Raw genomic sequence first — 14,508 nt, 5'->3', positions numbered from 1 at the left:
TCAGGGCCGCCTCGGCGGCGGCCAGTTCCAGCGCGCCGCCGCCGATGGTGCCCGACTGGCCGCCGGGCCAGACCAGCATCGCCGCGCCGACCTCGCGCGGGGCCGAGCCCGCGACCTCGGCCACGACGACCCGCGCCACCCGTCCATGGGCAGCGACGGCGGCGCGCAACGCCTCGACGTCAAACCCCATCCTGCACCTTCCGGATCGCCATGAGCACCCGCTCCGGTGTCGCCGGCGCATCGAGCGCCGGGTAGGCCTCGCCACAGGAGGCGATGGCATCGGACAGCGCGAGGAAGGCCGAGATCCCGAGCATGAAGGGCGGCTCGCCCACCGCCTTCGAGCGATAGACCGTCTCCTCGCGGTTCGCCCCGTCCCAGAGCGCCACGTTGAAGATCTCGGGCCGGTCCGAGCAGGCCGGGATCTTGTAGGTCGAGGGAGCATGGGTGCGCAGCCGCCCCTTGTCGTCCCAGACCAGCTCCTCGGTGGTGAGCCAGCCCGCGCCCTGCACGTAGCCGCCCTCGATCTGGCCGATGTCGATGGCCGGGTTCAGCGAGGCACCGGCGTCATGCAGGATGTCGGTGCGCAGGATGCGGTGCTCGCCGCTGAGCGTGTCGAGCACCACCTCGGTGCAGGCCGCGCCATAGGCGAAGTAGTAGAACGGTCGCCCCTGACCGCGGATGCGGTCCCAGTCGACCTTGGGGGTCTTGTAGAACCCCGTCGACGACAGGCTCACCCGCCCCTCGTAGCAGAGCTTCGCCGCCTCGGCGAAACCCAGCGTCTCGCCGCCGACCTGCACCTGCCCCTCGGCAAAGCGCACCTCGGACGCCCGCGCCTGGTAGAGCCCGGCCAGATGCTCGGCCATACGCGCGCGGATCGTGTCGCAGGCGGCCTGCACCGCCATGCCGTTCAGGTCCGACCCCGACGAGGCCGCCGTGGCCGAGGTGTTGGGCACCTTCGAGGTATCGGTGGCGGTGATCCGCACCGCCTCCGGCGAGAGCCCGAAGCGGGCCGCCGCCACCTGCGCCACCTTCTGGAACAGCCCCTGCCCCATCTCGGTGCCGCCATGGTTCAGCGCCACCGAGCCATCCTGGTAGACGTGCACCAGCGCGCCCGCCTGGTTCAGATGGGTGAGCGTGAACGAGATTCCGAATTTCACCGGCGTCAGCGCGATGCCGCGCTTCAGCAGCGGCGTCTCCTCGTTCCAGGCGGCGATGGCCGCGCGCCGGGCGGCATAGTCGCAGCTCGCCGCCAGGCGCTCGGTCAGCGCGTTCAGGATGAAATCCTCGACCGGCTGGCCGTAATGCGTGGTCTGCCCCCCCTCGGGCGCCACCGGAACCGGGTGCGAGGGCTCGGCCTCCACGGCCCCGCGCGACGCCAGATCCTCTTCTGAGACCTCGTGCTTCTTCTGGCTCGAAATATCCTCGGGGGGAGGCGTCGCTTCACCCTGCGCGACCGCCTCGCTGCTCGGACCCTCAGACGCCCGGGGGGCAGACAGCCCCCCGTCCGCCGCATCCACAGGCGCGGCGTCGGCGTAGTAGTTCGCCCGCCGCACCTCGAGCGGATCGCGGCCCAGCGCGTGGGCAACGTGGTCGAGCACCCGCTCGATTCCCAGCATCCCCTGCGGCCCGCCAAAGCCCCGGTAGGCGGTGGCGCTCTGCATGTTGGTCTTGAGCCGGTGGCTCTCGACCCGCAGCGCGGGGATGTCATAGGCGTTGTCCGAGTGCAGCATCGCCCGGTCGGCCACGGGCAGCGACAGGTCCTGCGCCCAGCCGCAGCGCGCGAACTGCACGAAGTCCACCGCGCAGAGCCGGCCGTCGTCGTCGAAACCGGCGCTGTACTCGATGCGGAAATCGTGGCGCTTGCCGGTGATCGTCATGTCGTCGTCGCGATCGTAGCGCATCTTGGCCGGCCGGCCAGTCGCCGCCGCCACGACGGCACAGGCGATGGCCAGCGCGTTGCCCTGGCTCTCCTTGCCGCCGAAGCCGCCGCCCATGCGCCGGGTCTCGACCCGCACGCCATGCATCGGCAGGTGCAGCGCATGCGCAACCTTGTGCTGGATCTCGGTCGGGTGCTGGGTCGACGAATGCACCAGCATGTCGCCGTTTTCCTGCGGCAGCACCAGCGCCGCCTGCCCCTCTAGATAGAAGTGCTCCTGCCCACCCATCACGATGGTGCCGGATACCACGTTCGGTGCCTCGGCCAGCGCGTCGGCGGCGTCGCCCTTCTCCCAGATGCGCGGCCCGTCCTCGAAACGCGCGTCCGCCGCCATCGCCTCGTCGACCGAGAGCACCGGGTCGCGTTCCTGGTAGGTGATCCGCGCCTTGCGCACCGCCTTGCGGGCGGCAAGGTGACTGGTCGCCGCCACGAGGAACACCGGCTGCCCGGCATAGGACACCCTCGCGCCCGAGAGCAGCGGCTCGTCGCCCAGCGACGGCGAGCAGTCGCACTCCGACGGCAGGTCCTTCGCTTCCCAGACCCGCACCACGCCCGGCGCGCGGCGCACCTCCTCGAGGTCGATCTCGCGGATGCGCCCGGCGGCGATCGCGGACAGGCCGAAGGCCAGGTGAAGGCAGCCCGGCGGCACCGGGATGTCGTCGATGTAGCGGGCCTTGCCCGAGACATGCAGCGGGGCCGCGTCGTGCGGCAGCGGCTTGGTCACGCTCATGCCCGCACCTCGCGCACGTTGGTCGCGGCACCGAGGTCCTCGAGCAGGTAGCGGGTCAGCATGTTGCGCGCCGCGATCTGCCGGTAATCGGCGCTCGCGCGCATGTCCGACATCGGCGTGAAGTCCTGCTCCCAGGCATCCCAAGCGGCGACCACGGCCTCGTCGGTCCAGGGCTTGCCCACCAGCGCCGCCTCGACCGCATCGGCGCGTTTCGGAATGCCCGCCATGCCGCCGAAGGCGATGCGGGCCTCGGTCACGGTGCCGTCCTCGACGTGGATGCTGAAGGCACCGCAGACCGCCGAGATGTCCTGGTCGAACCGTTTCGACAGCTTGTAGACCCGCAGCCGGTCGGGCTGGCGCGGGATCGTGATCGCCTCGACGAACTCGCCGGGGTAGCGGTCTTGCTTGCCGTATTCGACAAAGAAGTGCTCAAGTGCCATCTCGCGGCGGGTGTCGCGGTAGCGCAGGTGCAGCCGCGCGCCCAGCGCCATCAGCGCCGGCGGGTTGTCCCCGATCGGCGAGCCGTTGGCGATGTTGCCGCCGATGGTGGCAGCCGCGCGGACCTGTGCCGAACCGTAGCGGCGCAGCATTTCGGCGTAGCTCGGGAAATGCTCGCGCATGAGGTCGAGCACCCGGTCCATCGTCACGCCGGCGCCGATGCGGATCTCGTCGTCGGTCACCTCGATCCGCTGCAGGTCGCGGCAGCGGTTGAGAAAGATCACCTCGGGCAGCTCGCGCAGGTCCTTGGTCACCCACAGGCCCACGTCGGTCGCCCCGGCCACCAGCGTCGCCGAAGGGTGGCGGGCGTAGAGCTCGGCCAGCGCATCGGCGCTTTCGGGCGCATGCGCGGTCATGTCGGCGGACGAGACGGTGCCCGCCACCTCCGGCAACTCGGGCTCCGCCATCCAGTCGGGCACCGGGTCGTCGGCGGCGGCCACGGCGGCGCGCACGATGGGCGCGTAGCCGGTGCAGCGGCAGAGGTTTCCCGCGAGCGCATCGTCGTGGTGCCGGTCGCCGCGCAGATGCGCGTTGGCCATCGAGACCACGAAGCCCGGCGTGCAGAAACCGCATTGCGAGCCGTGGTGATCGACCATCGCCTGTTGCACCGGGTGCAGCGTGCCGTCCGGCCCCGAGAGCCCCTCGACCGTGCGCAGCGCGCGGCCGTGCAGCTGCGGCAGGAACAGGATGCAGGCGTTGATCGCCCGGCTTCCCGTCTCGTCCGTGACCATCACCGTGCAGGCGCCGCAGTCGCCCTCGTTGCAACCTTCTTTCGTGCCGGTAAGGCCGCGCTCTTCGCGCAGCCAGTCGAGCGCGGTGCGCGTGGGAGACACGCCTCGCAGCTCCACTCTTTCCCCGTTCAGAAGAAAGGAGATATCCATGTGTAAAGACCCGCCGCCTTACCCTGTCCGTTTCCTGCGCGCCCTCGATGCGGCGTAGAAGGCGCGCGGACCATCCCGTGTCGCACCTAGGCTAGGGGGGAGGTTTCCCGGTTGGCAAGGGGAAATTGCCTATTCGACAGGCAGCCACCCCGCGTCAGCCAACAAACCGTGCACTCCCTCGCGCCCAGCCTAACCGCACCCTAGTCGGCGAGAAAGGCTACCAGTGCCGTGGCAGCGATGCTCATGTTCAGGATCGTGTTGTGATCGCCCTGCTCGAAGACCTTTACCCGCGCGTCGGGCGCGACCTTGGCAAGCGCCTCGACCTCGGCCGCGGGCGCCGCGTAGTCGTGACGGGCATGCAGGGCCAGCAACGGGATGCGACAGCCGGCGGCCAAAGGGCGCCAGGGCGTCTCGACCGCGTAGGGCGCGCCCAGCCGGCTGACCTCCTGCACGAACAGGTCGAGACAGCGCCCGCGCAGCCCGTATTGCGTGCCGCCCAGCCGGATCAGCCCCTTCAGGTCGAGCGGGGCCGAGATGAAGGCCGCGCGGTCGCAGGGCAGCCCTTCGGCGAGGGCGAAGAGCGTTGCATTGGCACTGACGCAATGCGCGACGATGCCGTCGTAGGGGCCATGCTTCGTGACGGCAGCCTTTATCCCCTCGACAATATTGCGCATGCTGCAAATGGTGCGATCAGGGGCCAGATGCCCGGGAAGCACCAGCGCATCCACGCCGACCCCGGCCTGCCGGAGCGCACGGATGGGGCGGGCGAACTGGCGCACATGACCGTCGTGCCCGTGCACGAGCAGGATGCGCTTTTCCGGCCGCCCGGCCCCTGTGCCGGCGCTGTAACGGAGGATGCCGCCATCGGCATCCAGCGGCAGCAAGTCCGCTGGACCGGCGCCAGCCATCTGCCCGGGGGCGACATGCGCGCCGGACGTCAGATACCGGCGTCCGAGAAAGCGCGCGGTGCGCCTCGGAGCGAGCGCCGCCAAGGCCAGCAGCACCGAACGGCGCAAGCGCTTGACGCGCGGCACGGACGCCTCGGCGGTCGTAACGGCTGCTACGCCTGATCGCCTGCCGGATTGCTTCAGCCCGGCCTGATGCTGAGAATAGTTCAATTGTCTTGCCAAGTTCGATGCGTGCGCCGGCATATTACTGCACGGGTTCCATCCGATGTGCCGCCCACACTCGCAACAGAAGGTGCAGAAATTAAGGCGGATTTGATCTCGATTGCCTTCCTCGCCCGCCGGCATGCCCGAACGTCCGGGCGAGAGAGAGGTCTTTCGCCCCCCGCCGCGCCGCCATAATGTGCCGCCATGGCCGATCCCCGATTCATACACCTCCGCGTTCACACCGAATACTCCCTGCTCGAAGGCGCCGTGCGGCTGAAGAAGCTGCCAGGGCTCTGCGAGGCCATGGAGATGCCCGCAGTGGCCGTGACCGACAGCAACAACCTGTTCTCGGCGCTGGAGTTTTCCGTGACCGCGAGCGGCGCGGGCGTGCAGCCGATCGTCGGCTGCCAGCTCGATCTCCGCTACGTCGAACCCGCGCAGGGCGAACGGCCGAAGCCCCCTGCCCCGATCGTGCTGCTGGCGCAGAACGAACGCGGCTACGAGAACCTGATGAAGCTCAACTCGTGCCTCTACCTGCGGCACGACGGGCAGATCGCGCATGTGCTGCTCGACGAGCTCGAGCACCATTCCGAGGGGCTCATCTGCCTCAGCGGCGGCCCCGACGGGCCGGTGGGCCGGCTCCTGCGCGAGAACCATCGCGCCGCCGCGCAGACCCTGCTCACGCGGCTGCACCAGATCTTCAACGACCGGCTCTACGTCGAGCTCCAGCGCCACCCGGGCGACGACGGCCTGCCCGAGGCCGAGCGGCTCTCCGAGCGGGGCCACGTCGAGATGGCCTACGAGATGGGCATTCCGCTCGTCGCGACCAACGACGTCTACTTCCCCAAGTCCGACATGTACGAGGCCCACGACGCGATGATCTGCATCGCCGAGGGCGCCTATGTCGACCAGCAGGAACCGCGCCGGCGCCTGACGCCGCAGCATTACCTCAAGACCCCGCAGGAGATGGCGACGCTCTTCGCCGACCTGCCCGAGGCCATCGAGAACACCATCGAGATCGCCAGACGCTGCGCCTTCATGGCCTACAAGCGCGCGCCGATCCTGCCGAAATTCGCCGACGACGAGGTCGAGGAACTGCGCCGCCAGGCCAACGAAGGCCTGCAGAAGCGCCTTGCCGTGATCCCCCACGCGGTCAGCCCCGAGAAATACCAGGAGCGGCTGGATTTCGAGATGGGCATCATCGAGGGCATGGGCTTCCCGGGCTACTTCCTGATCGTTGCCGACTTCATCAAGTGGGCCAAGGACCATGACATCCCCGTCGGTCCGGGCCGGGGCTCGGGCGCGGGCTCGCTCGTGGCCTACGCGCTCACGATCACCGACCTCGATCCGCTTCGCTACTCGCTGCTGTTCGAACGTTTCCTCAACCCCGAACGTGTCTCGATGCCGGACTTCGACATCGACTTCTGCATGGACCGCCGCGAAGAGGTGATCCGCTACGTGCAGGACAAGTACGGCCACGACAAGGTGGCGCAGATCATCACCTTCGGCGCGTTGCTGTCCAAGGCCGCCGTGCGCGACGTGGGCCGCGTGCTGCAGATGCCCTACGGCCAGGTCGACCGCCTGTCGAAGATGATCCCGGTCGAGGGCGTCAAGCCCGTCTCGATCGAGCAGGCGCTGCGCGACGAGCCGCGGCTTGCGGAAGAGGCGGGCAACGAGGAGGTCGTGGACCGGCTGCTGACCTACGGCCAGAAGGTCGAGGGGCTGTTGCGCTCGGCCGGCACCCACGCGGCCGGCGTGGTGATCGCCGACCGCCCGACCGACGAGCTGGTGCCGCTCTACCAGGACCCGCGCTCGGACATGCCGGCGACCCAGTTCAACATGAAGTGGGTGGAACAGGCCGGTCTCGTGAAGTTCGACTTCCTCGGCCTGAAGACCCTGACCGTCATCCAGAACGCGGTGAACCTGATCCTCAAGTCGGGCCGCCCGATCCATGTCGCCGCCGACGGCACGCAGCTCTACGAGCCCGCGGACGGCGGCGAGAACCAGATGAACCTCATCCCGCTGGATGACGAGAAGACCTACAGGCTCTACGCGGACGCCAAGACCGTGGCGGTGTTCCAGGTGGAATCCACCGGCATGATGGATGCGCTCAAGCGCATGAAGCCCACCTGCATCGAGGACATCGTCGCACTGGTGGCCCTCTACCGCCCCGGCCCGATGGAGAACATCCCGGTCTACTGCGAGGTCAAGAACGGCCAGCGCAAGATCACCTCGGTGCACCCGTCGATCGACCACATCCTTGCCGAGACCCAGGGCATCATCGTCTACCAGGAGCAGGTGATGCAGATCGCGCAGGAGATGGCGGGCTACTCGCTCGGCGGCGCCGACCTGCTGCGCCGCGCAATGGGCAAGAAGATCAAGGAGGCGATGGACGCCGAGCGCCCGAAGTTCACCAAGGGCGCGATGGCCAACGGCGTCGACGAGGCGAAGGCCAAGGAGGTCTTCGACCTGCTCGAGAAATTCGCCAACTACGGCTTCAACAAGTCGCACGCGGCGGCCTACGCGGTGGTGAGCTACCAGACGGCCTGGCTCAAGGCGAACCACCCGGTGGAGTTCATGGCGGGCGTCATGAACTGCGATATCCACCTGACCGAGAAGCTCGCCACCTATTTCTACGAGACGAAGAAGGGCCTGAAGCTCGACTACATCCCGCCCTGCGTGAACCGCAGCCAGGCGATGTTCGACGTCGAGGACGGCAAGCTGGTCTACGCGCTCGGCGCGCTGAAGAACGTCGGCACCGACGCGATGGGCCTCGTTGTCGCGGGGCGCCGCTCGGTGCCCGAGGACCCGGGCAGCCCCGAGAAGCCCTTCGTCAACATCTACGACTTCGCCCGGCGGGTAGACCTCAAGCGGATCGGCAAGCGGCCGCTGGAGATGATGGCGCGGGCCGGCTGCTTCGACCAGCTCGACCGCAACCGCCGGCGGATCTTCGACTCGCTCGACGCGCTTGTCGCCTACTCGGCGGCGGTGCACGAGCAGCGCGCCTCGGCGCAGGTGTCGCTTTTCGGCGACGCGGGCGACGACCTGCCCGAGCCGCGTCTGTCGCCGGTCTCGGACTGGCTGCCCGCCGAGCGGCTGTCGGAAGAGTTCAAGGCGATCGGCTTCTACCTGTCCGGGCATCCGCTCGACGACTACATGCCGGCGCTCAAGCGGCGTGACGTGATGACGCTCGACGAGGCCGAGGAGAAGGCCCGGGGCGGCGCCTGCATCGCCAAGCTCGCCGGCGTCGTCGCCGGTCGGCAGGAGCGCAAGTCGGCGCGCGGCAACCGCTTCGCCTTTGCGCAGCTGTCGGACCCGACCGGCGCCTACGAGATTACCATCTTCTCGGACACGCTGGAGAAGTCGCGCGAGTTCCTCGAGACCGGCACCAAGGTGGTGGTCACCGCCGAGGCGACGCTGGAATCGGACCAGTTGAAGCTGCTCGCCCGCTCCATCGGCCCGGTCGAGCACGTGGTGGCCGACGCCGGCGCCGCCGGGCTGCGCATCTTCATCGAGGACCCGGACACCATCGCGCGGGTGGCCTCGGTGCTGGGCCGGGCCGCCGAGCAGATGCCGCGCGCCGGGCGCGGGCCGGTGCGGCTGTGCCTGTCGTCGACCGGGCTGCCGGGCGAGGTCGAGATGGACCTAAACCAGGAGTTTCCGGTGACGCCGGAGATCAAGGGCGCCGTGAAATCGCTCGACGGGGTGCTCGCGGTCGAGGACTTCTGACAGCCCCGCGCTCAGTAGTGCGGCGGGCGCTCGTCGCCGAAGACCGCGCCGCCGCTGCCCTCGTCCTGCCGCGCGGCCTCGCGCTCCATCAGCATCGCCACGCGGCGGGTGAGCAGCGAGAGCTCGCGGTCCTGCCGGGCGACGGTCTCGGAGAGATCGTCGACGGTGCGCTCGAGATGGGCGATGCGCTCCTGCATCGGGTCGGTGTCGCTGGGCATGGCGTGGCTCCTTTGGCGCGAGACATATGGACGTGGGTGCGCCTTGTCCACGGGCCGATCTGGGGCTCTGCCCCCGCCGCGCGTGCCGCGCGTCTCCCCCGAGGGTATTTGTGAAACCGGAGAAGGGCCGGGCGCGGCGCTCGCTTGCCCCTTAGCGGCTGACGGGCTAAGGGGAGCGCGCAATCCGGAAAGCCAGGAGCCGGTCATGGCGAAGCAGAAGAAAGCCCCCCGTCCCAAGGCGCAGACGCCCAAGGGATTCCGCGACTATTTCGGTCAGGACGTGAGCGAGCGCGCCGAGATGCTGCGCGCGATCGCCGGGGTCTACCATCGCTACGGCTTCGAGGCGCTGGAAAGCTCGGCCGTGGAGACCGTCGAGGCGCTCGGCAAGTTCCTGCCCGACGTCGACCGCCCCAACGAGGGCGTGTTCGCCTGGCAGGACGAGGACGAGGGCTGGGTGGCGCTGCGCTACGACCTGACGGCGCCGCTGGCGCGGGTCTATGCCCAGCACCGCAACGATCTGCCCCTGCCCTATCGCCGCTACGCCATGGGGCCGGTCTGGCGCAACGAGAAGCCCGGGCCGGGCCGCTACCGGCAGTTCTACCAGTGCGACGCCGACACCGTGGGGGCTGCCTCGGTCGCGGCGGATGCGGAGATCTGCGCGATGCTGGCGGACACGCTCGAGGTGGTGGGCATTCCGCGCGGCGACTACCTCGTGCGGGTGAACAACCGGAAGGTTCTGAACGGCGTGCTCGAGGCGATGGGTGTCGCCGACGAGCATCAGCAGGCCGCGGTGCTGCGCACCATCGACAAGTTCGACAAGGTCGGCGAACAGGGCGTGCGCGAGCTGCTCGGCCAAGGTCGGCTCGATGCCTCGGGCGCCTATATCGACGGCGTGGGTCTTTCGGAGGCGCAGGCCGAGCCGGTGCTGGCCTTCCTGACCTCGAAGGGTACGGACGCGGGCGAGACGGTCGCCAACCTGCGCGCCGCCGTCGGCGAGAGCGCGGTGGGCGCCGAGGGTGTCGACGAGCTCGAGCAGATCGGCGCGCTGCTGGCGGCGCAGGGCTACGGGTCGGACCGGATCGAGATCGACCCGTCGGTGGTGCGTGGCCTCGGCTATTACACCGGGCCGGTGTTCGAGGCGGAGCTGACCTTCGAGATCTTCGACGACAAGGGCCGCAAGCGGCAGTTCGGCTCGGTCGCGGGTGGCGGGCGCTACGACGACCTGGTGAAACGCTTCACCGGGCAGGCGGTGCCGGCGACCGGCGTGTCGATCGGGGTCGACCGGCTGCTCGCCGCGCTGCGCGAGAAGGGCCGGATCGGCGGCGAGGTGCAGGGGCCCGTGGTCGTGACCGTCATGGACCGCGACCGCATGGCCGACTACCAGGCGATGGTGGCCGAGCTCCGCAACGCCGGCATCCGCGCCGAGGTCTACCTCGGCAACCCGAAGAACTTCGGCAACCAGCTGAAATACGCGGACAAGCGCCATTCCCCCGTGGCCGTCATCGAGGGCGGCGACGAGAAGGAGCGCGGCGTGGTGCAGATCAAGGACCTGGTCCTCGGCGCGAAGCTCGCCGAGAGCGCGAGCCTCGAGGAGTGGAAGGAGCGGCCTTCGCAATACGAGGTACCGCGCGGCGAGATGGTCGCGAAGATCCGGGAGATCCTGGCACAATGGGCGTGAGCATTGCGGAAGAACGCGCCGAGGCGGTGCGGCTGCGCGCCGCCTTCGTCGAGGCCGGCGCGACCAATGTCGACTGCGCCATCCTGCAGTCCGCAGAGACGCTGCTAGATCTCTACGGCGAGGACATCCGCGCGCGCGCCTACGTCACGCAGGACCCGGCACGCGGCGAGGTCATGCTGCGACCGGACTTCACCGTCCCGGTGGTGCAGATGCACATGGAGACCGGCGCCGCCCCCTCGCGCTACACTTACTGCGGCGAGGTGTTCCGGCGGCAGGAAGATCACCCCGAGCGCGCCTCGGAATACTTCCAGGTGGGCTACGAGCTGTTTGCCGACAACGCACCGGCGCAGGCCGACGCCGAGGTCTTCGCCCGCTTCGCCGACACGCTGGCGCCCTACGGGCTGCGCGCGGTCACCGGCGACATCGGCATCCTCACCGCCGCGGTGCGGGCGCTGAAGATCTCGGACCGGCGCCGCGCCGCGCTGATGCGGCACATCTGGCGGCCGCGGCGCTTTCGCGCCTTGCTCGACCGCTACTCGGGCCGCACGCCGGTGCCGCCGACGCGCAAGGCGCTGCTCGGAGCCTCGGACCCGATGGCGGAGGCCGGCAACTTCATCGGCCTGCGCTCGGAGACCGAGGTGGCCGAACGCATCGCCGCGCTGCACGCGGATGCCGCCGAAGGGCCGCTCTGCCGCAGCCAGGTTCAGCTCATCGACACGCTGCTGGCGGTGCGCGAGACCTGTCCCTTCGCGCTGGAACACCTGCATGACATCGCCGTCGACCTGCCCGGCCTGCTGCCGGCCGTCGAGGGCTTCGAGCGCCGCTGCGAGGCCATGGCCGCGCAGGGCATCGACGTCGACCGTCTCGATTTCGAGGCGAGCTACGGGCGCACCTCGATGGAATACTACGACGGTTTCGTCTTCGGCTTCCTTGCCCCGAAACGCCCCGACCTGCCGCCGATCGCCACCGGCGGGCGCTACGACGCGCTGACCGAGCGGCTCGGACAGGGACGCGCGGCGCCCGCGGTGGGCGGCGTGATCCGGCCAGGGCTGCTGCTGCAACTGGGAGGTGCGGCATGAGCATCAAGCTTGGCGTGCCCTCCAAGGGCCGGCTCATGGAAAAGACCTTCGACTGGTTCGGCGCGCGCGGCGTCGGGCTGCGGCGCAGCGGCTCGGACCGCGAGTATGCCGGCGCGGTCGAGGGTGTCAGCGGGGTCGATCTCGTACTGCTGTCGGCGGGCGAGATCCCGCGCGAGCTGGCAGCGGGGCGCATTCACCTTGGCGTCACCGGCACCGACCTGATCCGCGAGAAGCTCGTGCAGTGGGACCAGAAGGTCGAGCCGCTGGCCGAGCTCGGGTTCGGCCAGGCCGATCTGATCGTGGCAGTGCCCGCCTGCTGGGTCGATGTCGACACGCTCGACGATCTCGACGCTGCGGCGGCGGCGTTCCGCGCCCGGCACGGGATGCGCATGCGGATCGCCACCAAGTATCACCGGCTGGTGCGGGACTACCTGCGCAGCGGCGGCGTGGCCGACTACCAGCTCGTCGATTCGCAGGGTGCGACCGAGGGCACGGTGAAGAACCTCACCGCCGAGGCCATCGCCGACATCACCTCGACCGGCGAGACGCTGCGCGCCAACCATCTCAAGATCCTCGAGGAAGAGCCGGTGCTGCGCAGCCAGGCGACGCTGTTCCGAAGCCGCATGGCGCCGCTCAGGGGCGACGAGCGGCAGGCCCTGCGGGCGCTGACCGAGAAACTCGGCGTCTGAGGTGGCGTCCGGGCGCCGTGGCGCGCCCTCCCGACGGGCAAACCGCCTGCCGTCCGGGCCATCGGAGGGCTGGGCACGCTGCGCGGCGGGTTTCCTGCTTCCCGGACTGGCCCGCGATGCGCCGACGTGCCAGTCTTCCCGTGATCCCGAAGCAAGGAGAGACGGCATGAAGGTCGGTATCGTCGGTGCAGGCATGGTCGGATCGGCGGCGGGCTACGCGCTTGCGCTGCGCGGCGGCGCGAGCGAGATCGTTCTCGTCGACCGCAACGAGGCTCTTGCCGTCGCGCAGGCAGAGGACATAGCCCACGCCGTGCCCTTTGCCCATCCTGTCCGGGTCCGCGCCGGGGATTACGACGCGCTCGACGGGGCTGGTGTGGTGATCCTCGCGGCGGGCGTGGCGCAGAAACCGGGCGAGGACCGCCTGAGCCTGCTGTCGCGCAACGCCGATGTCTTTGCGCAGGTGCTCGAGGGTGTGCAGCGTGCAGCCCCGGATGCCTTGCTGCTGGTGGCCTCGAACCCCGTCGACGTGATGACCGAGGTCACCCTGCGCGTCTCCGGGCTTTCGGCCGAGCGGGTGATCGGCTCGGGCACGATCCTCGATACCGCACGGTTCCGCAGCCTGATCGGCGGGCATCTCGGCGTCGCGCCGCAGTCGGTGCATGCCTACGTGCTGGGCGAGCACGGCGATTCCGAAGTGCTGGCCTGGGCCTCGGCGCGGGCGGGATCTGAGCCGGTGGCGCGCTTCGCGGCGCAGGTCGGTGCCCCGATCACGGAGGATGTGCGCGCGCGGATCGACGAGGGCGTGCGCCGGGCCGCCTACCGCATCATCGAGGGCAAGGGCGCCACCTGGTACGGGATCGGCGCGGGGCTTGCCCGGATCGTGCAGGCGGTGCGCGACGACCAGCGGTCGGTGCTGTCGGTGTCGATGGTCACGCCGGAGGTCGAGGGCGTCAAGAACGTGGCGCTCAGCCTGCCGCGCGTCGTCGGCGGCGCGGGAATCGTCGCGACGCTGATGCCGGAGCTCGCAGGGGACGAGGCACAGGCACTACGGCGCTCGGCGGAGCTTCTGGGGGAGACCGCGGACCGGCTCGGCTAGCGTGGCCGCTCAGCGAGCGGCAGGTTGAGAACCCACCATCTACGGACCGAGCGCGACCTCACCACCGGCTCAGGCGATGATGTCGGGGGTGAGCCGGTCCTCGATCAGCGCGATCTTGTCCTTGAGGAAGAGCTTCTTCTTCTTCAGCCGCTGCAGCGTCAGCGCATCCACCACGCCACGCGTGTGCAGCGCGTCGATCGCATCGTCGAGGTCGCGGTGCTCGTGCCGGAGCACCTCCAGTTCCACGCGCAGCACCTCTTCGGTCTTCATCGAGATATCTTGCGGCGCGTCCATGCAGGCAGACTCCTTGCGGTTTGGAGGGCCAGAATAGCGATATTCGCCGTGTTGGCAAAGGTCTTGCGCATATTCCCGCGGCTACCCATATTTGACACAGACGGGTCGCCGACAACCGGGGCCCGACGGACGGTCGCTTACCTATAAGGACGTGTCGATGAGCAAGATGACCTTGGGATCCTATCCCCACATGCTCGGCTTCGAGCAACTCGAGCGGCTGCTGGAACGCACCGCGAAATCGAGTGAGGGCTATCCGCCCTTCAATATCGAGCAGACCTCGGATGATTCCTACCGGATCACGCTGGCCGTCGCCGGCTTCTCGGAAGATGACCTCGCCATCACGGTCGAGGATCGCCAGCTGGTGATCCGCGGACGGCAGGGCGACGACGGCTCGGAACGCATCTTTTTGCATCGTGGCATCGCGTCGCGACAGTTCCAGCGCACATTCGTCTTGGCCGATGGCGTCGAAGTGGGCGAGGCTGTGATGGAGAACGGCCTGCTGCACGTGGATCTCACGCTCTCCCGTCCCGAGACGGTGGTGCAGACGATCCAGATCAGAAAGGGGTAA

Annotated in this window: 12 protein-coding genes; 6 read left to right on the top strand and 6 right to left on the bottom strand. The window is 69.1% G+C overall.

Annotation, left to right across the window (positions count from 1 at the left end):
- From D6860_RS23020 to D6860_RS23005, 4 genes are all read right to left on the bottom strand, one after another.
- The coding region (locus D6860_RS23020) for an XdhC family protein (RefSeq protein ID WP_305794256.1) at positions 1-190 on the bottom strand (190 nt) is incomplete at its 3' end.
- Positions 180-2,666, bottom strand: a complete 2,487-nt coding sequence (locus D6860_RS23015; protein WP_093411871.1) for a xanthine dehydrogenase molybdopterin binding subunit — start codon at positions 2,664-2,666, stop codon at positions 180-182. The genes D6860_RS23020 and D6860_RS23015, both read right to left, overlap by 11 nt.
- Entirely contained in the window at positions 2,663-4,045 is a 1,383-nt protein-coding gene (gene xdhA, locus D6860_RS23010; RefSeq protein WP_076623564.1) for a xanthine dehydrogenase small subunit, read from the bottom strand. Before xdhA ends, D6860_RS23015 begins: the two co-directional genes overlap by 4 nt.
- 200 nt (positions 4,046-4,245) lie before the next feature.
- On the bottom strand, positions 4,246-5,298 hold the full coding sequence (locus tag D6860_RS23005; protein WP_128549316.1) for an alpha/beta hydrolase: 1,053 nt from the start codon (positions 5,296-5,298) through the stop codon (positions 4,246-4,248).
- A 63-nt stretch (positions 5,299-5,361) separates the two neighbouring features.
- On the opposite strand from D6860_RS23005, the gene dnaE reads away from it, so the two are divergent.
- Positions 5,362-8,886 carry a DNA polymerase III subunit alpha gene (dnaE, locus tag D6860_RS23000; protein ID WP_076623562.1) on the top strand — a complete coding sequence of 1,175 codons (3,525 nt, stop codon included), beginning with the start codon at positions 5,362-5,364 and terminating at the stop codon, positions 8,884-8,886.
- Positions 8,887-8,897: 11 nt separating this feature from the next.
- Here dnaE and D6860_RS22995 read toward each other — a convergent pair whose 3' ends face one another.
- Complete coding sequence (locus D6860_RS22995; RefSeq protein WP_076623561.1) at positions 8,898-9,104, bottom strand: SlyX family protein; 207 nt, start codon at positions 9,102-9,104, stop codon at positions 8,898-8,900.
- A 205-nt stretch (positions 9,105-9,309) separates the two neighbouring features.
- On the opposite strand from D6860_RS22995, the gene hisS reads away from it, so the two are divergent.
- The 4 genes from hisS to D6860_RS22975 all read left to right on the top strand — a co-directional run bounded on the left by hisS (position 9,310) and on the right by D6860_RS22975 (position 13,646).
- Positions 9,310-10,782: a histidine--tRNA ligase gene (gene hisS, locus D6860_RS22990; RefSeq protein ID WP_017468035.1), complete on the top strand. Its 1,473-nt coding sequence runs from the start codon at positions 9,310-9,312 to the stop codon at positions 10,780-10,782.
- Positions 10,773-11,861, top strand: coding sequence for an ATP phosphoribosyltransferase regulatory subunit (locus D6860_RS22985; protein WP_076623560.1), 1,089 nt, complete (start codon positions 10,773-10,775; stop codon positions 11,859-11,861). Before hisS ends, D6860_RS22985 begins: the two co-directional genes overlap by 10 nt.
- A complete protein-coding gene (gene hisG / locus D6860_RS22980) occupies positions 11,858-12,550 on the top strand; it encodes an ATP phosphoribosyltransferase (protein ID WP_076623559.1) in 693 nt (230 codons plus the stop codon). Before D6860_RS22985 ends, hisG begins: the two co-directional genes overlap by 4 nt.
- A 166-nt stretch (positions 12,551-12,716) precedes the next feature.
- Entirely contained in the window at positions 12,717-13,646 is a 930-nt protein-coding gene (locus tag D6860_RS22975) for an L-lactate dehydrogenase (protein ID WP_076623558.1), read from the top strand.
- Positions 13,647-13,715: 69 nt separating this feature from the next.
- Here the strand turns inward: D6860_RS22975 and D6860_RS22970 are convergent, their stop codons facing one another.
- Complete coding sequence (locus tag D6860_RS22970; protein ID WP_017468684.1) at positions 13,716-13,940, bottom strand: YdcH family protein; 225 nt, start codon at positions 13,938-13,940, stop codon at positions 13,716-13,718.
- Between the two features lie 157 nt (positions 13,941-14,097).
- Between D6860_RS22970 and D6860_RS22965 the strand changes: the two genes are divergently transcribed.
- Positions 14,098-14,508: an Hsp20 family protein gene (locus tag D6860_RS22965; protein ID WP_017468683.1), complete on the top strand. Its 411-nt coding sequence runs from the start codon at positions 14,098-14,100 to the stop codon at positions 14,506-14,508.

Origin of the sequence: Salipiger sp. D13 (genome assembly GCF_003703915.1) — a bacterium.
Taxonomy (GTDB): Bacteria; Pseudomonadota; Alphaproteobacteria; order Rhodobacterales; family Rhodobacteraceae; genus Salipiger; species Salipiger profundus.
This window is presented reverse-complemented; position numbering and strand designations above follow the sequence as displayed.